This is a genomic window from Pseudoalteromonas nigrifaciens (assembly GCF_002221505.1).
Taxonomy (GTDB): domain Bacteria; phylum Pseudomonadota; class Gammaproteobacteria; order Enterobacterales; family Alteromonadaceae; genus Pseudoalteromonas; species Pseudoalteromonas nigrifaciens.
In genome coordinates, this window is the sequence record NZ_CP011036.1 from 1,766,434 (window position 1) to 1,789,658 (window position 23,225).

Annotated in this window: 35 protein-coding genes; 8 read left to right on the forward strand and 27 right to left on the reverse strand. The window is 41.3% G+C overall.

The annotated features are described in order from the left end of the window. Positions 1-7: 7 nt before the first annotated feature. The gene (locus PNIG_RS08595) at positions 8-967 is read left to right on the forward strand and encodes a sugar-binding transcriptional regulator (protein WP_086994123.1); all 960 of its coding nucleotides are present in this window, start codon (positions 8-10) and stop codon (positions 965-967) included. An 848-nt stretch (positions 968-1,815) separates the two neighbouring features. On the opposite strand, the gene PNIG_RS08600 is transcribed toward PNIG_RS08595, so the two are convergent. The 24 genes from PNIG_RS08600 to PNIG_RS08710 all read right to left on the reverse strand — a co-directional run bounded on the left by PNIG_RS08600 (position 1,816) and on the right by PNIG_RS08710 (position 16,584). Then, the gene (locus PNIG_RS08600; RefSeq protein WP_089368277.1) at positions 1,816-2,958 is read right to left on the reverse strand and encodes a phage head morphogenesis protein; all 1,143 of its coding nucleotides are present in this window, start codon (positions 2,956-2,958) and stop codon (positions 1,816-1,818) included. A 1-nt stretch (position 2,959) separates the two neighbouring features. Then, entirely contained in the window at positions 2,960-3,502 is a 543-nt protein-coding gene (locus PNIG_RS08605) for a hypothetical protein (protein WP_089368278.1), read from the reverse strand. Then, the gene (locus PNIG_RS08610; protein ID WP_089368279.1) at positions 3,490-3,948 is read right to left on the reverse strand and encodes a hypothetical protein; all 459 of its coding nucleotides are present in this window, start codon (positions 3,946-3,948) and stop codon (positions 3,490-3,492) included. The genes PNIG_RS08605 and PNIG_RS08610 overlap by 13 nt, the downstream gene beginning before the upstream one ends. Positions 3,949-3,958: 10 nt before the next feature. After that, positions 3,959-4,576: a DUF3164 family protein gene (locus tag PNIG_RS08615; protein ID WP_232503362.1), complete on the reverse strand. Its 618-nt coding sequence runs from the start codon at positions 4,574-4,576 to the stop codon at positions 3,959-3,961. Then, positions 4,566-6,068, reverse strand: coding sequence for a phage portal protein family protein (locus PNIG_RS08620; protein WP_089368280.1), 1,503 nt, complete (start codon positions 6,066-6,068; stop codon positions 4,566-4,568). The genes PNIG_RS08615 and PNIG_RS08620 overlap by 11 nt, the downstream gene beginning before the upstream one ends. Further along, on the reverse strand, positions 6,061-7,800 hold the full coding sequence (locus tag PNIG_RS08625) for a hypothetical protein (RefSeq protein ID WP_089368281.1): 1,740 nt from the start codon (positions 7,798-7,800) through the stop codon (positions 6,061-6,063). Before PNIG_RS08625 ends, PNIG_RS08620 begins: the two co-directional genes overlap by 8 nt. Then, positions 7,800-8,306: a DUF1804 family protein gene (locus PNIG_RS08630; protein ID WP_011328189.1), complete on the reverse strand. Its 507-nt coding sequence runs from the start codon at positions 8,304-8,306 to the stop codon at positions 7,800-7,802. Before PNIG_RS08630 ends, PNIG_RS08625 begins: the two co-directional genes overlap by 1 nt. After that, positions 8,306-8,644, reverse strand: a complete 339-nt coding sequence (locus PNIG_RS08635; protein ID WP_089368282.1) for a hypothetical protein — start codon at positions 8,642-8,644, stop codon at positions 8,306-8,308. The genes PNIG_RS08630 and PNIG_RS08635 overlap by 1 nt, the downstream gene beginning before the upstream one ends. Positions 8,645-8,654: 10 nt before the next feature. Beyond that, complete coding sequence (locus PNIG_RS08640) at positions 8,655-9,098, reverse strand: hypothetical protein (RefSeq protein WP_011328191.1); 444 nt, start codon at positions 9,096-9,098, stop codon at positions 8,655-8,657. Further along, a complete protein-coding gene (locus tag PNIG_RS08645) occupies positions 9,088-9,342 on the reverse strand; it encodes a hypothetical protein (RefSeq protein WP_041454422.1) in 255 nt (84 codons plus the stop codon). The genes PNIG_RS08640 and PNIG_RS08645 overlap by 11 nt, the downstream gene beginning before the upstream one ends. A 149-nt stretch (positions 9,343-9,491) precedes the next feature. After that, complete coding sequence (locus tag PNIG_RS08650) at positions 9,492-9,716, reverse strand: hypothetical protein (RefSeq protein WP_089368283.1); 225 nt, start codon at positions 9,714-9,716, stop codon at positions 9,492-9,494. Further along, a complete protein-coding gene (locus PNIG_RS08655) occupies positions 9,716-9,907 on the reverse strand; it encodes a hypothetical protein (protein ID WP_089368284.1) in 192 nt (63 codons plus the stop codon). Before PNIG_RS08655 ends, PNIG_RS08650 begins: the two co-directional genes overlap by 1 nt. 2 nt (positions 9,908-9,909) lie before the next feature. Next, complete coding sequence (locus tag PNIG_RS08660) at positions 9,910-10,215, reverse strand: hypothetical protein (protein WP_089368285.1); 306 nt, start codon at positions 10,213-10,215, stop codon at positions 9,910-9,912. A gap of 9 nt (positions 10,216-10,224) precedes the next feature. Next, complete coding sequence (locus PNIG_RS20035; protein ID WP_167376933.1) at positions 10,225-10,380, reverse strand: hypothetical protein; 156 nt, start codon at positions 10,378-10,380, stop codon at positions 10,225-10,227. Between the two features lie 11 nt (positions 10,381-10,391). Then, entirely contained in the window at positions 10,392-10,799 is a 408-nt protein-coding gene (locus tag PNIG_RS08665) for a Mor transcription activator family protein (protein ID WP_089368286.1), read from the reverse strand. Next, complete coding sequence (locus PNIG_RS08670; protein ID WP_011328197.1) at positions 10,799-10,993, reverse strand: hypothetical protein; 195 nt, start codon at positions 10,991-10,993, stop codon at positions 10,799-10,801. The genes PNIG_RS08665 and PNIG_RS08670 overlap by 1 nt, the downstream gene beginning before the upstream one ends. Then, a complete protein-coding gene (locus PNIG_RS08675; protein ID WP_089368287.1) occupies positions 10,994-11,392 on the reverse strand; it encodes a phage protein GemA/Gp16 family protein in 399 nt (132 codons plus the stop codon). Continuing rightward, complete coding sequence (locus PNIG_RS08680; protein WP_089368288.1) at positions 11,389-11,748, reverse strand: hypothetical protein; 360 nt, start codon at positions 11,746-11,748, stop codon at positions 11,389-11,391. The genes PNIG_RS08675 and PNIG_RS08680 overlap by 4 nt, the downstream gene beginning before the upstream one ends. Before the next feature lie 36 nt (positions 11,749-11,784). Continuing rightward, positions 11,785-13,029, reverse strand: coding sequence for an AAA family ATPase (locus tag PNIG_RS08685; protein WP_089368289.1), 1,245 nt, complete (start codon positions 13,027-13,029; stop codon positions 11,785-11,787). Then, positions 13,019-14,683, reverse strand: coding sequence for a Mu transposase C-terminal domain-containing protein (locus tag PNIG_RS08690; RefSeq protein ID WP_011328201.1), 1,665 nt, complete (start codon positions 14,681-14,683; stop codon positions 13,019-13,021). The genes PNIG_RS08685 and PNIG_RS08690 overlap by 11 nt, the downstream gene beginning before the upstream one ends. A 9-nt stretch (positions 14,684-14,692) precedes the next feature. Then, positions 14,693-15,598: a hypothetical protein gene (locus PNIG_RS08695; RefSeq protein ID WP_089368290.1), complete on the reverse strand. Its 906-nt coding sequence runs from the start codon at positions 15,596-15,598 to the stop codon at positions 14,693-14,695. Further along, positions 15,588-15,767 carry a hypothetical protein gene (locus PNIG_RS08700; RefSeq protein WP_089368291.1) on the reverse strand — a complete coding sequence of 60 codons (180 nt, stop codon included), beginning with the start codon at positions 15,765-15,767 and terminating at the stop codon, positions 15,588-15,590. The genes PNIG_RS08695 and PNIG_RS08700 overlap by 11 nt, the downstream gene beginning before the upstream one ends. A gap of 47 nt (positions 15,768-15,814) precedes the next feature. Then, positions 15,815-16,264, reverse strand: coding sequence for a hypothetical protein (locus PNIG_RS08705; protein WP_115121821.1), 450 nt, complete (start codon positions 16,262-16,264; stop codon positions 15,815-15,817). Between the two features lie 56 nt (positions 16,265-16,320). Continuing rightward, positions 16,321-16,584: a helix-turn-helix domain-containing protein gene (locus tag PNIG_RS08710; RefSeq protein ID WP_089368292.1), complete on the reverse strand. Its 264-nt coding sequence runs from the start codon at positions 16,582-16,584 to the stop codon at positions 16,321-16,323. Between the two features lie 201 nt (positions 16,585-16,785). Between PNIG_RS08710 and PNIG_RS08715 the strand changes: the two genes are divergently transcribed. The 5 genes from PNIG_RS08715 to PNIG_RS08730 all read left to right on the forward strand — a co-directional run bounded on the left by PNIG_RS08715 (position 16,786) and on the right by PNIG_RS08730 (position 19,537). Beyond that, complete coding sequence (locus PNIG_RS08715; RefSeq protein ID WP_089368293.1) at positions 16,786-17,466, forward strand: S24 family peptidase; 681 nt, start codon at positions 16,786-16,788, stop codon at positions 17,464-17,466. Between the two features lie 18 nt (positions 17,467-17,484). Continuing rightward, a complete protein-coding gene (locus tag PNIG_RS08720) occupies positions 17,485-17,859 on the forward strand; it encodes a hypothetical protein (protein ID WP_089368294.1) in 375 nt (124 codons plus the stop codon). Positions 17,860-17,911: 52 nt separating this feature from the next. Then, positions 17,912-18,391: a hypothetical protein gene (locus tag PNIG_RS08725; RefSeq protein ID WP_089368295.1), complete on the forward strand. Its 480-nt coding sequence runs from the start codon at positions 17,912-17,914 to the stop codon at positions 18,389-18,391. A 229-nt stretch (positions 18,392-18,620) separates the two neighbouring features. After that, positions 18,621-18,773: a hypothetical protein gene (locus PNIG_RS20040; protein WP_167376934.1), complete on the forward strand. Its 153-nt coding sequence runs from the start codon at positions 18,621-18,623 to the stop codon at positions 18,771-18,773. Further along, positions 18,770-19,537: a reverse transcriptase domain-containing protein gene (locus PNIG_RS08730; RefSeq protein ID WP_089368296.1), complete on the forward strand. Its 768-nt coding sequence runs from the start codon at positions 18,770-18,772 to the stop codon at positions 19,535-19,537. Before PNIG_RS20040 ends, PNIG_RS08730 begins: the two co-directional genes overlap by 4 nt. Positions 19,538-19,748: 211 nt before the next feature. On the opposite strand, the gene PNIG_RS08735 is transcribed toward PNIG_RS08730, so the two are convergent. The 3 genes from PNIG_RS08735 to PNIG_RS08745 all read right to left on the reverse strand — a co-directional run bounded on the left by PNIG_RS08735 (position 19,749) and on the right by PNIG_RS08745 (position 21,381). Further along, positions 19,749-20,114 (reverse strand): hypothetical protein, encoded by a 366-nt coding sequence (locus PNIG_RS08735; RefSeq protein WP_089368297.1) that lies wholly within the window; start codon positions 20,112-20,114, stop codon positions 19,749-19,751. A 434-nt stretch (positions 20,115-20,548) separates the two neighbouring features. Further along, positions 20,549-21,016: an ImmA/IrrE family metallo-endopeptidase gene (locus PNIG_RS08740; protein WP_089368298.1), complete on the reverse strand. Its 468-nt coding sequence runs from the start codon at positions 21,014-21,016 to the stop codon at positions 20,549-20,551. 2 nt (positions 21,017-21,018) lie between these two features. After that, complete coding sequence (locus PNIG_RS08745; RefSeq protein ID WP_089368299.1) at positions 21,019-21,381, reverse strand: helix-turn-helix domain-containing protein; 363 nt, start codon at positions 21,379-21,381, stop codon at positions 21,019-21,021. A 237-nt stretch (positions 21,382-21,618) separates the two neighbouring features. On the opposite strand from PNIG_RS08745, the gene PNIG_RS08750 reads away from it, so the two are divergent. Both PNIG_RS08750 and PNIG_RS08755 read left to right on the forward strand, forming a co-directional pair. Next, positions 21,619-22,785, forward strand: coding sequence for a hypothetical protein (locus PNIG_RS08750; protein ID WP_089368300.1), 1,167 nt, complete (start codon positions 21,619-21,621; stop codon positions 22,783-22,785). Positions 22,786-22,789: 4 nt separating this feature from the next. Next, positions 22,790-23,185, forward strand: coding sequence for a DUF2190 family protein (locus PNIG_RS08755; protein ID WP_089368301.1), 396 nt, complete (start codon positions 22,790-22,792; stop codon positions 23,183-23,185). The last annotated feature ends 40 nt before the right edge of the window (positions 23,186-23,225 follow it).

The window sequence follows — 23,225 nt, forward strand, 5'->3', positions numbered from 1 at the left end:
GGTTTCAGTGGCCAAGCTATCTAATACAGAAATTAGAAAACTCGATGACGCAGCAAGAGCAGGGTGGTTGTATTATGTTGCAGGTAAAACACAAGACGAAATAGCTAAAAAGCTTAATACCTCACGCCAATCGGCACAAAGAATGGTAGCGCTATCTGTTAGCCAAGGATTAATAAAAGTAAGACTCGATCATCCTATTGCTAAATGTATGGATTTGGCTGAACAAATTAAAACACGTTTTGGTTTGCTCTCTTGTGATGTAGTCCCTAGTGATCCGTCAGAACCTTCATCTACATTAGGTTTGGCACAAGCTGGTGCGGCTGAAATAGAACGCCATTTAAAATCACCACAACCAAAAGTTATTGCAATGGGAACTGGGCGAGTTTTACGCGCATGCGTAGATGAGCTGCGAACACAAGATTGCCAACAACATAAAATAGTTGCCATGTTAGGCAATATGGCATTAGACGGATCAGCATCGCCATACGATGTAGTAGTAAGAATGGCGGAACATATAAATGCCAAACATTACCCTATGCCATTACCAGTTTTGCCACGCACCATTGAGGAAAAGCAGCAACTGCATTCACAGCAGAATGTTGCTAGTAATTTAAAATTAGCCACGAATGCAGATGTTACATTTGTAGGCGTTGGTAATTTAGGATTAAATTCGCCACTTCATAAAGACGGTTTTGTAAGCCTTGACGAACTCCAAGAGTTACAACAGCAAGGTGCTGTAGGAGAAATGATAAGCTGGGTGTTTGATAAAAATGGTAAGTTATTAGATTGTAATGTTAATCAACGAGTAGCAAGTACGCCATTAAAAGTTAATTCAGATAAACAAATTTTTGCCATAGCTGCCGGAGAAGAAAAAGTATTAGCCATTTTAGGTGCGCTAAGATCTAAAATGATTAGTGGGCTTATTACTAACGAATACACGGCCGAGCGTTTACTAAGTATTGAGTAACTTATATTTTAAATGAAAACCTAAATATAATATTCCATGCATTAGATTACATACATTAGAAAATATTAATTAAATTTAAATGTACCAAACTGAGAATAACTAACTTAGATAAAAACCTCTTTAATGTCCGATACCGTCTAGTATTGGACATTGCAGGACTAATAAAGAGAATATATAGCACTCCTTATTAATACATATACAACTACCTATAATTTATATTATGTTAAATAGAGTTTGAAATAAGCTATTCAGTATAACTATGTGTGTTGTAAGCCTTCTCGTTACGAGATTATTAAGTGTATTTTACGTTTTTAAGTAAATTCAATACAGCTGCTTTCCTACTACTACGAATACATAACTTTAAATATGGATGCTTTACTTACATGAGCCCTATAAAGCAAGTTTGTTATTTAAACATGTATTTGTATAAAACAAGCCCGCTGATAATTTAGCGGTTAAAGTTCTCCTTGTTTATAAAGCGCACCTATCTATAACTAACCAGTCTGCAAGTATATTGTTATGCCTTTGCTATATTTTCAATTCAAATAACGGAATTTTGCTGCTTACTGTAAGGGGCTGTTCATTCTTGGAATAATGATGGGATATGGATTTTCGCCCTCACGTTTAGCAAACCCGCATTATTACTAGGCTTTGGTGGCCACGAGCGCAAAAACTACTAAATTTAAATTACGCATGGTTTTAGACGAAACCTGTTCAAACTGACTCATTCCCCAATCATTCCTGCTCATTATACGTTTAGAATTAGATCATTGTTGATCGTTTAAGTTTATTCAAACGGTCTTTAAACGCCATTTAAACGCTCTTTAAATATTTATAACTGCCAATGTTTAAAGTTTTTCAGCAGCTACGATGGTATTAAACTGTGGGCCTAGTTCTATTGTGACCATGAAACCTTGATACGATAATTTTAGTTGATTACCTATATAAGCAAACGTATTTGGATTTTGAACAGCGTTCATTAGGTTGTGTATTTGCTCAATGCTAAGTTGCCCAGCTAACAGCTTTTCAATCTGAGAGCTGCTTATTGTAATAGTGCTACTATATATAGGTGCGTTTTTACGTGACAGTTCGTTTAGTAAATTAACAGGCAAGTGCCCTAGCGTAAATTCTTGGCCATCTGGTACTGACTTATTAAGCGCTACCTTTGCTGCTTTTAAATTTACCTGCTTTATATAGTACTGCTGAGACTTTAAAACCGCTTCGTTAAATTGTGGTACCGCCAATGCTTGTAAATCCTTTGAAAGATTTATTACCGATTTCCCCGCAGATATATCCGCACCCAACCAGGCTTTGCCCGGATTATAATCCCAACCTAAGTCTATACCAGGTAACTTATTAAGTTCTTCGCCTGTTGATGAGTCTGTTACTTTGAACGACTCCATAAACTTATTAACCGATTCTGGCTTAGTTACTGATAAGCCCATTCGTGCAATATCACGTGCGTTAAGTGATACGACCTTACACCTACAGTTATAACCATTTGGCGGATAATGCGTATCCCAAAACGGATGGTCAACAGGCAGTAAAATGTAATTCCACTTATTGTGATCAGGTCTTACACGACTATCGCCAGCGGTTAAATATAATAAGTAAGGTCTGCGCTCTTTTAAACGCGCTTGTTGTTGCCAACGGCCAGCCGCCCGCGCGGTATTTTTATTATTCTGATAGATAACTTTTGAGCGCCAGCCACGCTTACCATTGTATGACCAACCATGATCAGCGACTATTTTGTCAAAACGTTTTCTAAAGTCCGATATAGTTTCGCCATCACTAATTGCAGCATCAACCGCTTTATAAAAGTCATTAAGTATTGTGAGTTCAGTTGCTCCAGCCACAGTAAATGCTTTAGCGTGTATTAAGCCCTGCAAATCTTTATAGCTTTCGCTGGTAAGCTTAATTTTGTCTTTGAAGTGAGAAATGGCTTCCTTGAATTTAACAAGGTCGCCATATTGTGGAGCTGGTAAAGTCATTTTAGTACTCTTTTAGAGACTGTTGAATGTCTTGAATTTCATTTCTACGTGAATTATCACGGCTGTTACCAAAGAAAAAGTTCAAGATTGACGCTATAACCGTGCCTAAAATAAAGCCCAGTATAGTATCTGCAAAACGTGTTGCAGTATCGGGTATAGTTATAAAGGTAATGCAACCTATGTATACCACAGTAGAAAACGACCAAAACCACGCGTAATAATAAATAAAACGTTTCGAAAACTTATCATCTTGGTTTAATGCCTGAATTTGCATGGTGCGAGCACTTTGGGTATTTTTAAACGCTAAATCATCAAGCTCTTTTTCACGGTTTAAAATGGTTTGCCTTAACTCTTGCTGCAAAGCACTTGATTGTTGAACAAGATTTAATGCTTGCTCAGGTGTGCCACCATTGGTAAGGGTTTGTGCCATATCAACCACTTTAGACGCAACCTTTGCGCCATTATCGCCCCCTATCCAACTGCCAATTTTTTTATCCAGGCCTGTGAGTTTTGCAAGGCCAAGTGCTATTGTTACTGGGTCCATGGTGATACCTTTATATAGTCAGCAAAAGATTTGCCGCCAATTTTAATAAGCTCTAAATTTTCGAGCTTATTATATTGGCGAACTAGGCTTTTAGCGGTTGAAAAATCGCATACGTGGTATTCATTTTTTTCATATAGCTCTGGCATTTCTTTTTTTGCACGGCGTTTACCCCATATTTTTTCAGCATTTTTGATTGATTTAGACGTGTATTTGGCGCGGGTTCGTTTACGCCACACATCAGGAATACATGAAGGGCGTTCTTTATCTTCAATAAACCAAGCGCCCTTAATTACATCGTCTACGTACACAACTAAACTTGTTTTAGACTCAGATACACGGCCACGAGTGACGGTGATTTCAAACTCACCGTACTTGAAAATAACCGAGCTAAACAAACCAGCTAAGTGTTTTTCTATCTCTGCCCACTGCTCTTTTGTAATGGCCATAAGCGCCCCGCTACAGTTTTGCTATATCAAGTGAAATAGGTTGCTCAATGCCTTTATCGTCTTGTTTGTAAAAACGTATAAAGCGGCATGAATCAACAACACCAACCGACTCGGCAATAATATTCATTGCCTTAGTCCACTTGCCAGAATCGTCAGATATTTCGAGCTTACGCAAGCCTAAAATACGCTGTGGATTAAGTGAGCCTTGCTTGTCGGTATTAAATACATTGCTAACAATAGCGCGAATATTTTGATTTCCGCCTTCAGTCCATTCGTCCAGGCATTGATCAATTAACTGCTTAGCAAGTGCTAATTCAGGGCCCAACTCAATACGTTCTTGTGTTTGAAGGGTTACTTTTAACTGGCTATCAAAGGTGCGCAGAGTCACATTGCCTTTTTTACCGCCAAGGTTTACGCCATGTTCTTGTGCTAATAGCTCTATAAAGTCGTCGGCTTCAGCCATTAAAGCGAGCTTAAACTCAGCCAATTGGGCTTGCATATCTTCAGCGCACTTAATGGCTTTTTTTACAAACTCGTCTTTAATTAAATCAGTTGCTTTTACATTGGCAACAGCGACTAAATTGCCTTTGCCATCTTTTAAATAACCTTCAGGTACTTCATTCATCATCTATCTCCACAGTTTTAGAATTAGCCTCATTCATACCCGCCATATACTCGTACTCCATTGCTGTTTGGGCTACTTGGGCCAAAGCAGTGGTTGAAATGTCGGGAAATTGTGAGGTGATTTTTTGTTTAAGTTCGTCCAGGTCTTTAGATGCCTGAGCAAAATGAAAAAGCTTTTTAATGGTGTCGTCGGTAGCGTGATCAAACACATCAAATTCGTCTGTCAGCTCAACGTTGTTACTTAATGCTTTAGCAAACTCAGACTTAGCTGCCGTAGCAATGCCTTTACTTTCTTCGGGAATGTCTAAAATAGCTTCGCTGTCATTCGGTTTTGGTATGCCAAGTTCGTTGTAAGCCCAATCAACACCAATAGGCACAAGGCGTGCTGATTCGCGCACGCGAGTTACCGTTTCGCTGTTTATTTCGCGTTTATCTTTAAAAATAAATTTCGGGGGTTCGCCACCATCAAAATTTACTGTGTGCAGAGCATTGGTTATTTGATTACGAAAAGACGCTACAAGTGCCCTGTCTGATCGTTGATTATCGCCCGCACGTTTTGCGTGAGTTTCGCTGGCAGCACGTGCGCCACCGCCTTTTTGTTCAGTGGCTAATGTTTGGCTAGTGAGTGCTTTACTTATTTCGGCATTACAAAAGTTAACTAGGCGCTCAGGAACTGGCTCGCCCGATAATTTGCTTTCTATTATTTCAATTGTTGTATCATCAGGAATAGCAGCAATACCGTCTTGCACTAGTTTGGCAAGGCCATTTAATAAGTTGTCTATGTCTTTATCTTGTGAGCCAACCGGGTATTTACCCACAGGAAAAGGAATACCAAAACGCTCACACAGCTGTACAAAAAACTTAAAACCACCGTGTTTAAAGGTCCATGGCCAAAAACAGCTGCTAAGTAATGCAATGCCGTATGGGTTTTCGGCGCTCGGCATATGGCGAACACACGACCAACGACGGTGATCAACTAACTCGCCCTGTGGATTTTCGCTGGTTTTTACCATCAGCTCACTATCGCTACTAAACGCAAAGCGACTATTGCGCCAGGTTTCTACATATTCGGGTTGCCAGTTGCCATTATGTTTTATGTATTTGCCCAAGTGGGTAACACTAAAACCGTTTAAAATAGCGCTGTAGTTGTGCCAATCCATATCGGCCCACTCGGTATGGTGGCATGGCTTTTTAGCAAAAAATGCCTTAGCAAGTTCATAGCTTTTTAAGCTTGCGGCATCGTCGCCACCTGGTACTAGCTCGGTATTAAAGCTAAATAAACCACTACGCAAAGAGCGCAACTCACCTATTACATGCGCATCGCGCGAAATTTCTTCGTAAATAGCCGTGTTTTTGCCTGCACGGCGTAAAATAGGGTCTGGATTAGGCAGCTCAGTAATAAGCGATGTAAGGCTAGGATCTAATCGGTTTTGATCAAACATACGATTAAGTGCAGCGTATGCTTTAGATGTTATACGTGGCTTGCTTTTAAACATAATAGCCTCTTATTTGTTTAGTTACTTTGCGGCTACTTACACGCGGAATACCGCCTGCACCAGTGCTCGACACCATCCATAAAATGGCAAGTGCACAGCTTAAATCGTAGTGATGCATGGTTTGTTTTTCGGGCCAGTTTTCTAGCTCGTCGAGTAGTAAACGGCACCGCGTATGAAACGCAATTTGAGCCGGTGTATTGGTTACATAAGTTTCAAGTGAGCCTATGCGCTCTTCTGCAGGTATAGTTGCAGTAACTCCACGCAGTGGCAGTGCAATGCCTTGCTCTAACCCCGTTTTAATAAACTGGCTGCGCATAAAATCAAACGCATTATTGTTTTCAAAACCCCACACACGGCAGTTATATTCTTTTTGCGCACGTATTAAATCGTTAAGCAAACGGCTGGTACCACGTACTTTGCGGCTTTCGTATTCAACGTGCAGCTTGTGTAAATCTTGAGAATAAAATCCCACTAATATAGCGCTGGGGTCGGCTTTTTCGGTTTTACCCATACTTGGATCACATGCACCATAAGGCACCCACTCGTTTAAGCGATCTACCCAAAAATCGAATTGGTAAAAAATAGACTCTTCATCGCTTTTGGCAATGCCTTGCATTTCACGGTTAAATTCGCGTTTATTAGCTGCCCACATACACATTAAATCGTAAAGCGTTCGCACACTTGGCCAGCTGGTTTTAGCGCCCTTAAGCATTTGCTTTTTATTTTTTAGCCAAAACTTAAACGACGGTTTAGCCTCAGTTGAAACGGCTTCGCCTTTAGTGGCAGCGCGTTTTTCAAAGCGCTTATCGTCGTGCACCATTAAATCGCGACATTGTTCCCATAAATCCATGCGTTCAGGCATTTGCTTAATGGCTTTAAAGCGATGAACGATATGGCCAGGCGCATCTTCGGCGCGGCTTATTGGGTCGTCATTATTTAAAACTGTATTAACACCTAAAAACTTAACGCTGCCATCAGGCGGGCCTAGGTATTGCACCGCGGCTTCTAAAAAGCGCCAACGGTTATCGCGCTCAGTCGGCGATTTAGCTTCAGCATCGGTAATAATGTCATCAGAGAGCAGTAACTTAGGGCGACTAGCTCCGTGGAACGTACCGCGAACTGACTGCTCAGCACCCCGGCTTTCAAAGCGCACACCTTGAGCTGTTACAAACTCACCCAATTTCCACACAGGTGATGCTGTGCACACCTCAGGAAAGTCTAGCGCCAAGTTATTATTGTTAAGCAGTTCGGTTTTAACTACCTCTAATGTTTTGGTTGGCATTTTTGTTTCAGCGCCAAACAAAATTACAAAATCAATAAATTGCTTTATTTTTTCTAAGCCCAGGTCTTGGCAAATTTCAGGGTCTTGCAATAGCGCCAGCACAGCTACATACACAGGCGCAATTTTTACCCCTAGGGTACTTTTGCCCTCACCACGCGGGGCTACAAACCAGTTTTTCCAGCCATTTTTAAGCTTGAGTGCTTCGGGAAACCACTTCATAAAATAGCTTTGAAATTCAGACGCATTTTGGTCGTCATCAAGCCACATATGATGCGGAAAGTAGGTGTATACAAAAAACTCAAAATCGCCACCCAGTACGCGTTTGCGGCGCTGTTTAATGGCGGCTGGGCTTGGATCTATATTGCGCTCTTTTGCTTCAATATCGCGGCGCAGAGAACCGGTTATTTGTTCTATTTCAGCTAAAAATTCACGTGAGTTCATATCGGCCATTAGTCGTCTAACTCCTTATCGAGCCGTGGACCAAACGCCGTGAGTATTTCAACAAACTCAGGAGCAAACTCTGGGTATTTGGTTGATACAAACTTAGCCAAAATTTTAAGTACCTCGGTTGCAATGGTACGTTTTTCAAGGCGTTTATTACCGCCCGACACTTTCATTACTTTGCTCATCATGTCGGTTAGTGAGCTTAAAACCTTGGTGCGTTGTTCAAGTGGTAGCGCAGCGCCTTCAGCTGACTTTAAAAGCTCAAAGGTTTCGTTTACTTGAATAGTAAACTCTTCAATAAAGTCGGTAGTAAACTCCCCTGCAGTGCCTTCACTTCGTCGGCTTGCTGCGCGGGCTAAATCCCAATCGTCGCCATTGTCTTTGGCTTCCATTTTCCAGCGTCGTGCGGTGCCATCGGCCACACTGTGTTTAATACCCGCAACACTCAGTGCTAGTAGCTCGGTTACATAGCTGTGGCGTACTGCGTTTTTTTTCTCTGCGGGGTGTGCCATTAGTTCATCAATCCATTTTTTACGGCGTAGGCGATTAACGTTACCGCCAAACCCGCAGACCCACCCATAGCCGCTACTTTAAGCCGCTGGTTAGTAAGTTTTTCTTCAACACTTTTTAACCGTTCATCGTGTTTATTAATTGCGATAAGTTGGCGTTTTTCGCTTTCTTTTAAATCGGTTTTTAATGCGTCGGTTACTACTTTTTGGCGTGCTTCGCTTTTTTCGATACTATGATGAATATCGGCTTTTATCTCAGCAACACTGGTTAAAATGGCCTCTTGGCTTGCTTTAATAGAGCCAATAGATTCAAAAAGTAGGTTTTCTTGTTCTGGGGTCATTGGCTAATCCTTACGGGTTAAATACTTTAATGCCCGTCCACGTAGGCGTGCGTACATCAAAATGAAACCAACTTACTAAACCTTCAATGGCGGTAATGTCTGGAAACTCTTCAGGGTGGGCTAATACGTAATCACGTACTTGTTGAGCAGTGTAATTTTTAAAGCTGCAGTCAAACCCTTTGCCAAGTTTGTGCTGGCTGCGCTTAGCACCAATGGTGCAATCAAGTGGACGATAACCACGGTATTGATTAGCGCCGCCCCAATACCAGTTGTTTACAGTGCATGGGCCAAACTTTTCACGTAGTTTTTGCAACATGCGCAGCGCACGAGCATCAAAGCAATTGATTAAAAATAGAGGTGAATCTTTAAATAGTTCAAAGGTTGCTTTAGGTACCAGTTCTTGAAATATAAAGCTGGGTGCTAAAGGAACCGCCACACGTTGTTTAAGTGCCATGCTGTTTAGTCCTTGTGATTTTAGTTAAACGTTGTTTAGTTAGGACATAACAGGCAGGTAAGCGCGTATTGCGAAGTGGTTTTTTAGCCGCAGGGTTAAGCAGCTGTTTAACACGGGCACGCAATGCTGGCAGGTCTTGTAGCGGGCAACGACGCGAAATAGCGATTTGCTCGGCTTTAGAACTGGCTTTAATTATTTGCTGAGCTAAATGCTCAATAATTGGGATATGCACTGTATTTGTCATACAGTAAGTAAATCAATTTAGGGGGAAATAAACCGCTGTAAAGTTGTTTTCAGCTAGGCGCTGTAGAGGTGTTATATTAGGTTAAAGCAAATTGGCTTATGATTACAAGAGCCATAAGCCAATTAGTTTAAATAAGATTTAAACAGGGTTTAAAGTAGTGTTAAAAGTTCGTTTAGCAGGTCGTTAACTTGGCGATCTGTAAGCGTGCATTCTTCCAGTGCATCTTCAATTAATTGTCTCGCATCATCGTTTAATGCCATTTGGTTGTTAAAACATACACGGCGCAGACTCCCTCCGTTAATGTTCATGCCAGCGGTGACTTGAGGTGCCTCGCCTTCAAATTTAACTACGTAAGTTTGGTATTCAGTTGCCATTATTTACCCTTAATTTCTTTATATGCTTCGCGGTATTCGTCCATCATGCCTGTTGTATCTAGGCCAAATAACTTGCGTTGGTTTATATACCGGTTAAACAAATTTAAACTGTGTTCGTACTGCCACGGCTTTGGCTTAGCGCCGCCGCTAAGCTGTAAAGCCGTGAGCAATACAAAGTTATTGCTTTGCATTGCTAAGCATTTTTCCTTTGATATTCACGGCCGCAATAACAGCAATGAGTAGCCATAATTGTCATGTCTATTTTTGACATGTTTCGTGCATGGCCACCATGTTTTTTAGGCGATCTATATTTAACTTCAATTTTAGGATTGACAGGCGCGTACTCACCCCCAGAAAGTATGTACGCTTGCCCCTGCCACCTAAAGTCACTATCAATAGCGCCAGCAGGTATTTTACCTTGATCTGTTAAATGGTTTTTAACGCGCTCTAACGTTTCAGCAAAACAGTTACATGTTTTATTTTCAGTATTGCTACTCATTATATTCCCCTAATAATCTGCATCTAATTTCACTTGAAAGCTTTCATCACAGTGCTGGCAGTCTGCTTCCTCATCCTTTAATTCACTTTGATAAACCGTTGTTTCATTTTCGCAATGCGGGCATTTCGCATGTACATCAAACTGTGTTATTTCACCTAATTTCATTTTAATAACTCCTACAAACTTAGATTGAGCTGCGTTTCATGATTACGCTCTAACTGATACGCGCTGTAAATACTGGTTATTTGCTGACGCGTAATTTTAAAACGCATTACCAGCTGTTGAATGGTGCTGGTTTTGTTATCCAGCTCTTTGCATATTTCTTGGTTACGAATTTGCATTAGTACTTTGTGTAACATGGGCATTTGGTAATGCTTAGTTTCGTATTCTGCTAGTAGCTCGTTAACTACATCCATACCAAAAATTTTAACCACTTCGTGATCAGCTGTTGGCTGCTTAGGTATATAAAACATTTGCCCTTGTTTTTCGGTTAAAATAGCAATCGTTTTTTCAACCCCCAAGTGCTTAACTATGCTGCGCAAACCATAAGGCAATGCACGCATATCAATTGTTACTGAACTCATTAATCACCCTCCAGTAAGTGTTCTAAATTATATTCGCGGTCAATTTCACGCTGCTCTTTGTAGGCTTCAACATTGCGCCTGGCTTTACTTTTTTTAACGTCGCCCGCTTTTACTGCGCGGCGATTTAACACCTCTTGGTACTGCGGGTTGCGTGGGTTAATAGTAAAGTTTTGGTACTCTTCGTAATTAGCCATTTAAGCCCCCTGCTTAGCCTTTTGACGTGCAAGCCATTGCTTAAGCACCTCTATAATATGCGGCCACTGCTGCGCACTTTTATACAGGGTTTTACCTTGTAAATGTTTTTCGCAAAACGCGTCGCAAGCCTGCTTAGAATCTACATTTACCGCGCCTGCTCGGTGCAGCTGCCCCCATAGGCTGTAAATCATTTTTAGCTGTGCAGGTAATTGCTTTTTACCTGCATTAGGGTTCATAGCGCGGTAACGAGCAAGCAGCTGCTGTTGTTCAAGTTTACTAAGCCCTGTGCATGTATTTGTGCGGCCATCTGCAATGTACGACACATTAAGTTGATGGGTATCTTGGTCGATACCCGCAGCCTTTTGGGCAATTTTGATTTGTTGTATTAAGTTGCTCACGCTATTTCCTCCTGGGCTACAAATTCGAAGGTTGGTGAGTCGGTAATGGCAATTATTTTAATGCCCCAATCGTGCATACCTTCAGTAAACACCAGTGGAAAATGACGATAAATAGTATTAAAACGGCGTGCTGTATGGGCATGAGAGTTAACCTCGTGCACGTGATGTATTGCAAAAAGCTTATCGGCAACTAAGGTTGCAAATGCCGCTTTTATATTACCGTCGCAGTTGTCGATTAACTCCCCCTGTGGGTCCATTTTTGCCAGTAGCGAAAACATGCTTTGGTTAGTAACGCGATCACTAAATGCCAATTGTGCTGTGTAACGTGCTGTGTTTAATTTTATTGAAAATGCCATGATTAAATCCTTATTTAAATTATGTTTAAACGGCGTTTAAACCGCTGGTTTATTAAGTACTGATGAAAAAATGCCATTTATTAAAAGTTTATCTATGGCCGTGTCTGGGTTTTTATTTGTGTGGTTAAGCAAATGCGGTAACAGGTTTTCAACCAGTTCACGTGCATTACCTTCAACGCGTTTGTGCAGCCACTGCCACCATTTTGCGTCGTCTTGGGCGAGTTTTACGGTGCCCTCGGTTAACTCTAAAAACAGGGTGCGAATGTCTTCAACGGTTATTTGGCCAATGGGTTTAGGCCAAAAGCACACGCGGCTTGCTATTAGTTCGTAGCGCTCTTGCGTTTGCAGTTTGTCGACCAGCTGAATGTTGCCAACGAGAGTTACGCCTACAATGGCTTGGTCGCTAATGGTGCGCAGTGGGTCGAGTGAGTTAGGCTTGCACTTATCGGCTTCGTCTAAAATGATTAAACGGTCGGTATCGCGCAGTGCCATAATAATTTTTTGCATGTTTTTATACGCACTTGGGCAGCGCGATAAGCCTAGGGCTGCAGTTAACTGCTCAAGCACTTGGGTACTACTGGTTTGCTCGCTGCCGGCGATTAAAATGGCTTCTTTATTTTGGCGGCAATATTCATTAATACCTTTGGTTTTACCTAGGCCCGCTTGGCCTGCAAACACACTAAAGCGCTTACGTGCGCGCGCTTGGTCGCACGCCATAGCAATAAGCTTAGAGGTACTAGTAGGAATAAAGCGTACATCGCCGTACACAATACTAATTTGCTTGCGCTCGGCGGGGTTGTTATTAGCCTTGCCTTGGTCAACGTCTGCAGGGCAAATTAACGCCCAAATGTCGTGTAAGTGTTTAGTGGGTTTGGCGTTGTATTTACCGTTAATTAATTGGCTAATAGACGACGTGCTTTTACCCATGCTTACGGCAATACTGGCGCTGGTAATATTTTGGTCGCGTATTTCGGGCGATTGCAAGCGCAAACAAATACGTGATGCTAATTCGCGATCGGCTTTAGCATACGACTTATTAAAGCCGTTACGTTTTTCAATGTCGGTAATAGCCGCTTCACCAAAGAGCTTATGCCACATAGCTACAACTATTTTTTCAGGATTTATAGTGCATTTATTTGCCAGCACCTCTTTAACCGATTGCAGCGCAAAGCCACAATTTAGCTCCTCAATAGTCATGCCTGTGGTGCTCAGCTCTTGGTTAATAAGCTCAACACGTAGCGTTTGCTCGGGTGTGTATGGGAATGGTTGGTTATAGCTCATAGCTGTGTTCCTTACGTAAAAGTGGTTGGTCTAATAATTCGTTTAGGTCAATTTCGTGCTGTGGCACTGCAGGTGCTACGTCAAAATCAAAAATATTTACTGGGGTTAACTGCTCAGTAATGGCATTAACAGGCGCGGCCAGCTCAGTTACTGCATCAATATCAATAATGCGTGTACTGGCTTCTTGGGCGCGCACTTCTTGTAAATGTACTTGTAAGCGTTTTTCGCGGCCTGTAAGGCGTTTTTGCTGGGCTTGCTCAACACGCGAAGACGGTATTGCATGGGTTTTGCTTTTTAAGTTAGCAACCATTAAAAACTCACCGTTTAACTTATAAAGCTTGGTGTAGCTGTCGTCGTGCATGTCGTAGGCTGCAATTAGTTCTTGGCCATTAAACTGGTGCAAAAAGTCGGCACTGTAATCACGTTGATGCAAGCGAAAGCGGCCACGGCGAATGTTTACCGTTTCGCGCGGCAGCATTACAAAGTCGCCCTCTACCGGTGGTACGCGGTCAACGTTTTCATCCCATACTTGTTGGCGAGTTTTACCTTTAACTTCTGGGTGCTCACTGTTGTGGTAGTCGTTTAAAAAGGCTTTAAACTCAGCTATCCACTCGTCAACGCTTGGCAGTTTACGTTTGCCTTGCTTGGCTTCTTTTAGTACCAGCTGCTTATGGCGATCGTTATGATGGCGACCACAATAAGTGCTGAACTTTTTGCCTACACGGTCTTCCATGTGCAAAAAGAACCGCTCTATCCACTTGGCTCTGGCATTGCCAGGTATGGCAAAAATAACGTCTATTTCAAACTGGGCATAAAAGCCGGTGGTGTCGTCGTTCATTAGTTTGTTTTTGTAGCCAGAGCCGTTATCTAAATAAAACATGGCAGGCACGTTGTTATGTACTTTAATAGCGCGGCTAATAGCGGCTAAAGTATCAATCGTGCTTTCGGCGTAGCCAAGTTCCCAGCCCACAATGCAGCGGCTTGCTACGTCTTGAAACGCGGTAAGTTCTGCACGGTATGGCTTGCCTGTTTTAGGGTGCGCTAAATACACGTCAATGGTGTGGCCATCGCCGTTATACATAACGCCAGGCTTAATGTTGTCGGTTGAGCGCAGTAAGTGATCTTTGTGCTTTTCGCGATACAGTTTTGCACCCATACGGTATGGGCTTTGTGGGCCTAACTCATGGGGCAATGCATTTATAAAGCGGCGTACTTGGTGGTGCTGTGCCTTGTAACCCTCTTTATTTAATTGGTCGCTCACTTGCGCAAAGCTTGGGCTATTTGGGCTGTGGTACAGCTCAAGGCTACGTGCAAGCCAGCTGTACTGGGTTTGTGCTTTGCCTTTATGGTTAGGTAATAAGCCATTAATGCCATTGTCTTTGTACGCATTACACCAGTTATATATAGTGGCGCGGCCAGGCAGCTTGCCTAGTACTTCAATAGCGACCATTAAGGTGCTAGGCGCTAGGTTTGCACGGTAATTAGTTACAAGTAACTCAAACGCTTTTGGTAACCCGCCTTCTTGGGTAAGCAAGTGGCGCACAAGTACAGCACGGCTTTGGGCTTTTTTACGGGCCGTTTCGCTGGCATTTTGCCAACTTAGTTCGCTACCTGTGCTTGGTAAGCGATTAAATCGTTGAACTGCAGGATGCATTGCTCTCTCCTACTTATGGGTTTTAGTTTGGTCGTTAAACATGGCTAGCATGTATTCACGGTTTGCTTGGGCGTCTTGCCATTCATCTTCGGCAAATTGCGGTATGCAGTCAGCGCCGGCTAAATGCTCTGGGCCAAACTCGCCACTTAAACGGTTGAGCATATGGGTAATGCGTTGCTGTACCGCTAAGAATAAATGCCAGGTTGTTTGCGCTGCACCAATGCGGTGGTTTAAATCGAGGTCGCGGGCATTACAAAGCTGCTCGGCCATGGCAATAAACTCTTCGAGTGACTCGTTAACAACGGCGTTGTGTGCAAAAGCCTTTTGGCGCACCTGCGCTACTAACATAGGTAACTGGTACATTTGGGTTGGGGCTTTAGTTAAGCGCTCGTTTTCAAGGGCGTTTATAAGCGTGGCCGTGCTTTCTTCAAGCTCTTGTGTTCGCTCAGTTAACTTTTGCACTTGGGCGCGAATTTCTTTGCCGCTGGTTTCGGCCAGTACATCGAGGTCGTCATCATCCAACTGGGCAATAGACTCAAGCGGTACTTTAGTCAGCTCGCTTAGTTGATGTTGGCTCATGTTCAAAAGTGACAACTTGTCACTTTTGGACTTTGGTAAGCTTGAGAGCATTTTTGCGATGGCCATTGAACGTGCGGCAGTTCTGTAATGAATACCTGCACTTTCAAGCAGTTGCTTGAACTCGCCATGTTCTACTTGCTGCTTTACATTAAGTAAAATAAAGCCGGCCTCAGCGGCATCAGTAAATTGGCGGTTTGCTAAAAACACTACGCGGTCCATGCATTCGGCTACGCTTTGTGGCATCACTATGTTCAGTGGTGTTTTAAGCTTTTGTAGCTGGTGTTCTATTTCGTTGCCGTTTTCTTTACCTACTACATCGACTAAATTAGTGCTCATAGCGCGCTCCAAAAGTGCTTGTTATAAATGAAACCGTGCCCGTTTTAAGGTTTGTTACCGATGTAAGTTGTGGCCTAACTACGCTTTTGTTGTTTGCTAACAGCATTACATCAGCCTCAATATTGCTAATTTGGTGTTTTTTAGACGGAGCTTGGTCTTTGATGGTCATTGTTTTAGCCTTAATTTGGTTTTATAGCGGGTGGTGTAATGGTGCTGTCATTCTTGGTCGTCGTTGGTGAGTAACGACTCGGTAATGTAGCGCTGCATGGCGGTGCGCTCTTCTATTTCCATTTGCAGCTCAGCGTGTTGTTGCAATAGCTGCGAACGCTGATCAACCGCTTTAAACAAAATAGGTTTTAGCAACACATTGGCAGGCTCGGTTGAACGTACGGCGTAACACAGTGCAGGTAAAAAATGCATTGGCATGTAGTGGGCTTGGCTAGGTGCTAGCCACTTATTGAGTTTTGACTGATCAACCTCGTTGTTTTGCGAGTGCAAAGCGTCGTTCATACGGTCCGCTATTACTGGGCGGCTAAAGCCAGAGCGCTTCATGGCTGAGCATACACTGTGAATAAACAAGTGATATATATCGCAGTCGGGTGCAACATCGGCTTCAAGTATGCTTTTAGTCATTTGGTTTTTTTGTGCCATTGTTAAATGTTCCATAGGTAAAAATCTCTTACACAATTACATTGATTTAAAATGCGTTATTGCCGATGCTGTTATTCGCTGGCTAATAGCTCGCGCAGCGCTTGTACTTTTTGGCTGCGGGTATCTTTATTTTTTGTATAAGCAGATACATCTGGGAAAATGGCTTCTACCGGTTCACCAATAATTTTGGCAATAGCAGAGGCTACTTTGTATGAGGTGGTGTGTTGGTAAATAACACTGCTAACGTGCGACAGGTTTAAGCCTAGTGCAGTAGCAACAATTGATAGTGAATAGCCTTTTTCTTCAAGTGCTTGTTTAATTTGGTCTGGTTTCATTGTAAAGTGCCTTTTGGTTTACATACTCTTTTATGTTCTTTGGCGAGATATAAAGCGTATGTTTTTGTTAATGTGTGGCAAGTATAGTTTCAATATATTGAAACTGTCAACGCCTTTGGTTTCAATATATTGCACTTAAACTTCATTTTTTTGTAAGTTACTGATGTTTAATGCGATTAAAATGGTTAAAAGTTTCAATAAATGACAACTTTTTTGCGCGATGAACGTAACCGGTTAGGGTTAACGCAAGCTGAAGCTTCAAAAGCTATTGGTGTTGGTAAGACAACTTTTCTTAGGTGGGAGGCGGGACATCCAATTCCTTCCGATAAGTTAATCGCCCTATCTGATATAGGTTTTGATATTAACTACATACTAAAAGGCTCTAAAAGCGCTCCCCTACCTTTAGTGAAAACAAAAAGTACAGCGCTACAAACCAGTCATGCTGATCTAACGGCTGTGCCACAATACGATTTAGCGGCCAGTGCGGGCGGTGGTGCTTTGGTGGTGGCTGAACACCCAATTGCGCGGTTTGAATTATCGAGCCGTTGGTTGCAGCAAAATAACTTACATAATAAAAAATTAACGGTAGTACCTGTACGCGGCGATAGTATGGAAAGAACCTTGTTTGACGGCGACTTAACTTTGGTCTCGTTGATTGATGACCAAACTGATGCACGTGAAGGTGTGTGCGTACTACGCTTTGATGATGAAATTTTTGTAAAGCGTATTCAGTACGACTTTAAAAGTAAGGGCTATAACATCACTAGCGACAACAGCGCCTACTCTGGCTTTTTTGTTGATGCGGATGATATTAACGCTGGGCGCTTTAGCGTGCTTGGCCGTGTAGAACGTGTGCTACAACGTGCGCGTAAAGTGGATTGATAATAAAAAGGAATGCAGATGGAGTTGTTAGACCGCAAATATGTACGAGAGTTGGCTAGTCAACATGACATAAGGCTGCTTGCTGCTGCCCTAAATAAGACCTCCCCGCAACTACAGCTTGATTTAGACGATGAACTAAGTGAGTTAACTAAAGAGCTTAGCGAAGAAGAAGTTAAAAAGTTTGATATGATTTACTGTCAAGAGATGGATGCTTTAACAGTAATGAAGGAAGTAGAAGTTGCAAAGGACAAATTAAAAATCGCTGAACTTGAAGCTAAAACCGCTGAGGTAGAGTTGAATCAAGCGCAAGAGCAAGGCGAAATTAAAATTATTGGTTATGTTGTGGCCTTTGCAATCATATTTTTTGTTGGGCTGTTTATTTTTGGTAAGTAGAGCATATAAAGTAGGTTTTTAGTTTTAACGTTTATTTAATGAGGGATTATTTATGAAGAGTGTTTTTATAACGGCTGCTATATGTGCGGTACTTGTCGGCTGCGGTAATAAAGAAGAAGTGCAAGCTACACAACTTACTCCACCACCGAAAGATTTTATTAGCCCGGATCGGTTCCTCAAATTTAGACTTGAAGCAGCAAGTGATATTTTAAAGACTGCCGCAACTGCCGATGGTTCAATTACTACAACTACCTCGCAATACAAAACCCGCTATGACAGTACTGATGGTGTTATTACATATTCTGAGATTTACTTGCTAGATACTGCACCATGTAGCCAAACAGAAACTTTTGATCCTATTGCGGTGTTAAATGCTGTTGCTGTGAATCCAAAAAAGTTAGAAGAACAAGACAGAATGACCCATTTAGTCACTTACTATGATCATCAAGAAAAATTAAAGATTAGTGTTACCTGTGAGCAAGACGGAACGCCGATTGTGGTTAGGTTTAGTAATAAATATTATGGACATTAATTAATAGTTTAGACTTTATAATAGGTTGATATTTTTAGTAGGCTATGTACAATTTAGATTCCTGACATTAGGTGGCACTTGCCGCTCCCTTCATGTATGTCACTATTGTGATTCTTATAGGCTCCTATGATGATTCTAATTGTATCTAATTGTCTCATTGTTGCCTACTCAGTTAGTTTTTAGTCATGCGCTTGCGCTAGACATGTCAGGGAGATATGGAGGGTTATGTATGGAAGATAAATCTAAACATAGTCTAGTTAAAGAGCGTATCGAATTAGCAACAGCCGTTATTGGATTCTTAAATGAATTTTATGACTTTATGCTGATTGTTATCGATCTCTTTAACATGGCTTTTAATTACTCATATTTGCTAAAAAAATGATTTACAATTCCAGTTGGTCCAATAGATTCGAAATTAAACCTGGTAGGTGGGTTTACAACCCAAGCTCTTCAAGTCGTAAGTCTGGTGAAAATGTACTAAAAACACTTAATAAATCATGGCGATCCCCTTCGTATTATTATCACTTAAGATCTGGTGGACATGTAGAAGCATTATCTGTTCATTTACAAAATAATTTCTTTTCAACAATCGATATAGCTGATTTTTTTGGCTATATAAGTCGTAGTAGAATTACAAGAGCGTTAAAGAAAGTTATCAGTTACGAAAAAGCTAGAGAAATAGCAAAACTGTCTACCGTTAAAGTAATGGGAAATTACCCCCACTCTCATCACTTACCCTACGGCTTTATACAATCTCCATTACTTGCTTCTATATGTTTAGCTGATAGTGCGCTAGGTATTTTTTTAGAGGAAATATACAAAAATAATTTAGCAACTGTGTCAGTTTATATGGATGACATTGTAATATCTTCAAATGACGAAAGTGGTCTTAATAATATTTATGATAAGTTGATTGATAAATTAGAGAAGTCAAAGTTCCTAATTAATGATAAAAAATCAAATAAAGTTTCTGAAAAGACAACCGCATTTAATATAGAAATTTACCATAATGAGATGAAAATTGAGTACGAAAGGTTTGTTAAATTTCAACGAGCATATTCTTTGAGTAATTCAGATCATCAAAAGAAAGGAATCGGATCATATGTTGGTAGTGTTAACAAAAAGCAATCTAAGCTTTTAATTTGACCCTAGATTATTTAAGTATACAAACTTCTAACACTTTTTCATTTATTATACCCAAAATACATTAACGCCTGTAAGCTATTTTAAGCGCCCTGCTTTGTTTTGTGGCTACATTGGCTTTAGTTGAAACCGTTTAAACACACCCAGTCGAATTTAAACGCAGTTTAAACATGGTTTAAACTCATTTGCGGGGTGTGTTTGTTAGATTCACTTGTTATAGCGCATTTAAGGCACTGGTTAAATCGGCTTTAGCTTTGCGAGTTGAATAGTTTATTTGCTTACTTGAGCGCAGTGGGTCTTTTAATACTATTTGTTGCTGGGCTATTGCTATGTATTCATCCGTTGAAATATAACCATCACTAAAGCTGCTTTTAATTTTTGCTGTTAGTAGTGGGTTTGTGTTTTGGATAATACGCTGCGTGAGTGTGTCGTACATGTTGGGCGATATTTCATTGGGCTTTCCATATTCAACATTTTTTATGTTGGGTTGTAGCAATAACTGCTGCGAAGCAAATAATGCTGCAGCTATTAATAATGTCACGAATAACGCTTTTTTGGTTTGAAGTATTTTAGGGAGCATGGCCAATCCTTGGTTGTTTGATAGTTACTTTAGTTTAAAACAAATTCATAGGAATGCTAATATGATATAAAAGCCACCACCTAAAGTTAGTGGTGGCTTTTATAGATTACTTGCAGCTAGTGCAGTGAGGGATAACTAAGCATCGTTTACCTTTTTTGGGGTAGATTACTTTGCCGTTTTTAGTCACATGACTAACAAAGCTTACCTCACAAGGTTCTTTGCACTTAGGACAATAACCATTTTTCATAGTCGTTTCTCCGTTGCTGAGAGAATACAACCATACAAATGCAACTTGCACATGCTTTACTAGGGGTTTATAATCTATATCGCCAAATATAATTATGACCTAGTTTGTTTGTATTCTCAGGTTAAAATTAACTTTTACTGTTAAGGTAAAAGACCCAGTTTAGCCTTGACCTTTGGTCAGGGCTTTACTACCCATAAAAGTCAAAAGACAATTGTTTTGTTTCATAACCCATTATAGAAAGTATAATTTCTGCAAACATATCCGCTTGCCATTCAGCATCTTCTATTTCTTCAGCTGGTTTATCGGAATAATGCATTAACGACCGATGTCCTAGAAATAAATGACCCAACTCATGCAACATTACTGCTAAAGCTTCCTGCTCCCCAATGCATGCATTATTGTATATAGACTGTGGTACACAGATTATTGCTTTACTTGGGTCGCAGTGACCTTTAGTTAAAAATATCCAATCTTTATCATCTACAACTTCTAACGTAACTCTGAGTTGATACAAAAGCTCAAAGTTTTTGTCTAAGTTTCGTCTGTTTCGACGTTTAAAGTCGAAAGCTTTGGCAAAATTCTCTGCAACGACTTTAATTTGACTGAGAGGTAACGGCGAAACTCTGTTCCCTCTCAATCGGTAATTTTCAGGCATAATTATTCCTTACTACATTTGTTAATATCCTCTAAGAACTCTGCAAACTTTTTTAACTCATCCGGAGTAAAAGGTGAATGCGCGAATCCAGCTATAAGCATTTGCTGTTGCTGAGATAAACCACTTAACGATACGTTCTCATTGGCTACGTCTGCTAGCTGCCCTAAATTACTTATTGGGTGACCTTTTGATTTAAAAAAAGTATATATTTTACTAACCCAATTTTTTGATATTTTTTTACTACCAGTTTCTAATCCACTTAGATAGGCAGTCGAAGTTTCTAGCTCTTGAGACATAGTTTTCAATGTGTAACCTACGTCAATTCGAGCTTTACGAATTGTTTTACCAAATTCAGAAAGTGCCATTGTTCCTCCTCGCTTCATGACCCGATTTGAAGCTATTTATAATTTACCATAAAAGAATAATAATTCAACTAAAAAGGTTAATTTATTTTACCATTAATAATGGTTGATACTTTTTAGATACCCGCTTAGCCTATATAAGCAACCCCAATACACCCGCTGTAAAGTCTATTCCAGCGGTTGGGGCTCTCCTCCTCACATACACTGGTGCCACTTAGTTAGTTTATTGGCACTGGGAACATGGCAAACAAAACAAGCACAAACACCAAATTCAATTGGTTTGAAGTATTTAGAGCCGGTACACAAACCGATTCTAAAGGCGTAACACACACATTTAGCGATGCAGATTTAAACAGCGTTGTAACCAACTTTAAACCTAAAACCGCTCCGCTGGTTATTGGCCACCCTAAAATGCACGATGCTGCATGGGGCTGGGCCAGTGATTTAAAAGCTGAAGGCGGCTCTTTGTTTGCTAAAGCAGACGATGTTTGCGCTGAATTTGCCCAAGCTGTAGCCGATAAGCGCTACCCTAACCGCTCGGTACGATTAGAAAAAGTAGCTAATGGCTACCAACTTGCGCACATTGGTTATTTAGGTGGCAAGCCCCCTGCTGTTGAAGGCCTTGCCTGGCAGTTTAACCAAGCCGATGATGCCGACACCCTTACCCTAGAATTTGCTGCAGGCGATATTGACAACATATCGCTGCACACATCAAACACCCTTACCCGCCTTATGAGTAATTTACGTGGCTTTATAACTGACCGCTTTGGTAGTGAAGCAGCAGATAAAGTTGTGCCTAATTACGAAGGTGAATGGTTAAAAGAAGAAACCATTATTGCTGAGCATGAGCGTGCTAAAGCCAATAGCGACAATACAGAATTTAATAAAGGCGATGATGCTATTAATACCGATATAAATAGCAACGCCACCCCACCCACCCATGAGGACAATGCAATGGATGAAAAAGAGAGAAAGGCGCTGCAAGACCAAATTGATGCAGCGAACGCTAAAAACGCTAAGTTGGAATACGCGCAGCGTGTTGCCGCGGCCAGCACCTTTATTAATACCGAAGTAAACGGTGGTAAAGCGCCGCGTTTAACGAATACCGATGGTGTGGCTGAGTTTATGGCCAAGTTAAATGATGGCGATGCCACGTTTGAATTTGCAGCCAGCGACGGTAAAAACCAAGAGCTTAAACCTGCGACCTGGTTTGAAGGGTTTTTAAAAGGTTTACCAGAGCAAACTGGCTTAACAAGCGAGTTTAATAAAGACGATAAAAACGGCGAAGTAACTGACGATAGTGCAGAAACACTGGCAGCTAAGGCGCTTGATTATCAACAATCACAATCTAGTAAAGGCGTGACTATTAGCATTACCGCTGCGCTGGACCAAATTAAAAAGGCATAAGACTATGGCAAATCCAGGATTTATTAAAAACTTTGCGGCAACAGCTACTATTGCTGCTAACCGCTTGGTTGTTGTATCGCCAGTGGCTGACTTTGCTGTAGCAAGTGCGGTAGATGCAAGCGCAGCGTATGCCGGCGTAACTGAGCAAGGTACAGACGATCATTTACGAATAGATGTGGTTATGACTCAAAGTGCGCCGGTTGAATTTGGTGGTGTAATTGAAGCGGGTGATTTAATTATTGCAGACGCAGACGGTAAGGCAGTGGCATTTGACTTAGCGACTAGTGTGGGTGCGACACAAATACATATTGCAGGCTGGGCCATGGAAGACGGTGACGTGGGTGTAATTGGTGACATATTTTTAGCGCCACAAGTAATAGCGACTATTCCAACTGCATAGCGCAGCTGGGTTAACTTAAATATATATAATAAGGATTTGT

Coding starts and splice junctions, on each gene's coding strand:
- PNIG_RS08600 (WP_089368277.1), bottom strand. CDS start 2,958: ATGACTTTACCAGCTCCACAATATGGCGACCTTGTTAAATTCAAGGAA.
- PNIG_RS08605 (WP_089368278.1), bottom strand. CDS start 3,502: ATGGACCCAGTAACAATAGCACTTGGCCTTGCAAAACTCACAGGCCTG.
- PNIG_RS08610 (WP_089368279.1), bottom strand. CDS start 3,948: ATGGCCATTACAAAAGAGCAGTGGGCAGAGATAGAAAAACACTTAGCT.
- PNIG_RS08615 (WP_232503362.1), bottom strand. CDS start 4,576: ATGATGAATGAAGTACCTGAAGGTTATTTAAAAGATGGCAAAGGCAAT.
- PNIG_RS08620 (WP_089368280.1), bottom strand. CDS start 6,068: ATGTTTAAAAGCAAGCCACGTATAACATCTAAAGCATACGCTGCACTT.
- PNIG_RS08625 (WP_089368281.1), bottom strand. CDS start 7,800: ATGGCCGATATGAACTCACGTGAATTTTTAGCTGAAATAGAACAAATA.
- PNIG_RS08630 (WP_011328189.1), bottom strand. CDS start 8,306: ATGGCACACCCCGCAGAGAAAAAAAACGCAGTACGCCACAGCTATGTA.
- PNIG_RS08635 (WP_089368282.1), bottom strand. CDS start 8,644: ATGACCCCAGAACAAGAAAACCTACTTTTTGAATCTATTGGCTCTATT.
- PNIG_RS08640 (WP_011328191.1), bottom strand. CDS start 9,098: ATGGCACTTAAACAACGTGTGGCGGTTCCTTTAGCACCCAGCTTTATA.
- PNIG_RS08645 (WP_041454422.1), bottom strand. CDS start 9,342: ATGACAAATACAGTGCATATCCCAATTATTGAGCATTTAGCTCAGCAA.
- PNIG_RS08650 (WP_089368283.1), bottom strand. CDS start 9,716: ATGGCAACTGAATACCAAACTTACGTAGTTAAATTTGAAGGCGAGGCA.
- PNIG_RS08655 (WP_089368284.1), bottom strand. CDS start 9,907: ATGCAAAGCAATAACTTTGTATTGCTCACGGCTTTACAGCTTAGCGGC.
- PNIG_RS08660 (WP_089368285.1), bottom strand. CDS start 10,215: ATGAGTAGCAATACTGAAAATAAAACATGTAACTGTTTTGCTGAAACG.
- PNIG_RS20035 (WP_167376933.1), bottom strand. CDS start 10,380: ATGAAATTAGGTGAAATAACACAGTTTGATGTACATGCGAAATGCCCG.
- PNIG_RS08665 (WP_089368286.1), bottom strand. CDS start 10,799: ATGAGTTCAGTAACAATTGATATGCGTGCATTGCCTTATGGTTTGCGC.
- PNIG_RS08670 (WP_011328197.1), bottom strand. CDS start 10,993: ATGGCTAATTACGAAGAGTACCAAAACTTTACTATTAACCCACGCAAC.
- PNIG_RS08680 (WP_089368288.1), bottom strand. CDS start 11,748: ATGGCATTTTCAATAAAATTAAACACAGCACGTTACACAGCACAATTG.
- PNIG_RS08685 (WP_089368289.1), bottom strand. CDS start 13,029: ATGAGCTATAACCAACCATTCCCATACACACCCGAGCAAACGCTACGT.
- PNIG_RS08690 (WP_011328201.1), bottom strand. CDS start 14,683: ATGCATCCTGCAGTTCAACGATTTAATCGCTTACCAAGCACAGGTAGC.
- PNIG_RS08695 (WP_089368290.1), bottom strand. CDS start 15,598: ATGAGCACTAATTTAGTCGATGTAGTAGGTAAAGAAAACGGCAACGAA.
- PNIG_RS08700 (WP_089368291.1), bottom strand. CDS start 15,767: ATGACCATCAAAGACCAAGCTCCGTCTAAAAAACACCAAATTAGCAAT.
- PNIG_RS08705 (WP_115121821.1), bottom strand. CDS start 16,264: ATGGAACATTTAACAATGGCACAAAAAAACCAAATGACTAAAAGCATA.
- PNIG_RS08710 (WP_089368292.1), bottom strand. CDS start 16,584: ATGAAACCAGACCAAATTAAACAAGCACTTGAAGAAAAAGGCTATTCA.
- PNIG_RS08715 (WP_089368293.1), top strand. CDS start 16,786: ATGACAACTTTTTTGCGCGATGAACGTAACCGGTTAGGGTTAACGCAA.
- PNIG_RS08720 (WP_089368294.1), top strand. CDS start 17,485: ATGGAGTTGTTAGACCGCAAATATGTACGAGAGTTGGCTAGTCAACAT.
- PNIG_RS08725 (WP_089368295.1), top strand. CDS start 17,912: ATGAAGAGTGTTTTTATAACGGCTGCTATATGTGCGGTACTTGTCGGC.
- PNIG_RS20040 (WP_167376934.1), top strand. CDS start 18,621: ATGGAAGATAAATCTAAACATAGTCTAGTTAAAGAGCGTATCGAATTA.
- PNIG_RS08730 (WP_089368296.1), top strand. CDS start 18,770: ATGATTTACAATTCCAGTTGGTCCAATAGATTCGAAATTAAACCTGGT.
- PNIG_RS08735 (WP_089368297.1), bottom strand. CDS start 20,114: ATGCTCCCTAAAATACTTCAAACCAAAAAAGCGTTATTCGTGACATTA.
- PNIG_RS08740 (WP_089368298.1), bottom strand. CDS start 21,016: ATGCCTGAAAATTACCGATTGAGAGGGAACAGAGTTTCGCCGTTACCT.
- PNIG_RS08745 (WP_089368299.1), bottom strand. CDS start 21,381: ATGGCACTTTCTGAATTTGGTAAAACAATTCGTAAAGCTCGAATTGAC.
- PNIG_RS08750 (WP_089368300.1), top strand. CDS start 21,619: ATGGCAAACAAAACAAGCACAAACACCAAATTCAATTGGTTTGAAGTA.
- PNIG_RS08755 (WP_089368301.1), top strand. CDS start 22,790: ATGGCAAATCCAGGATTTATTAAAAACTTTGCGGCAACAGCTACTATT.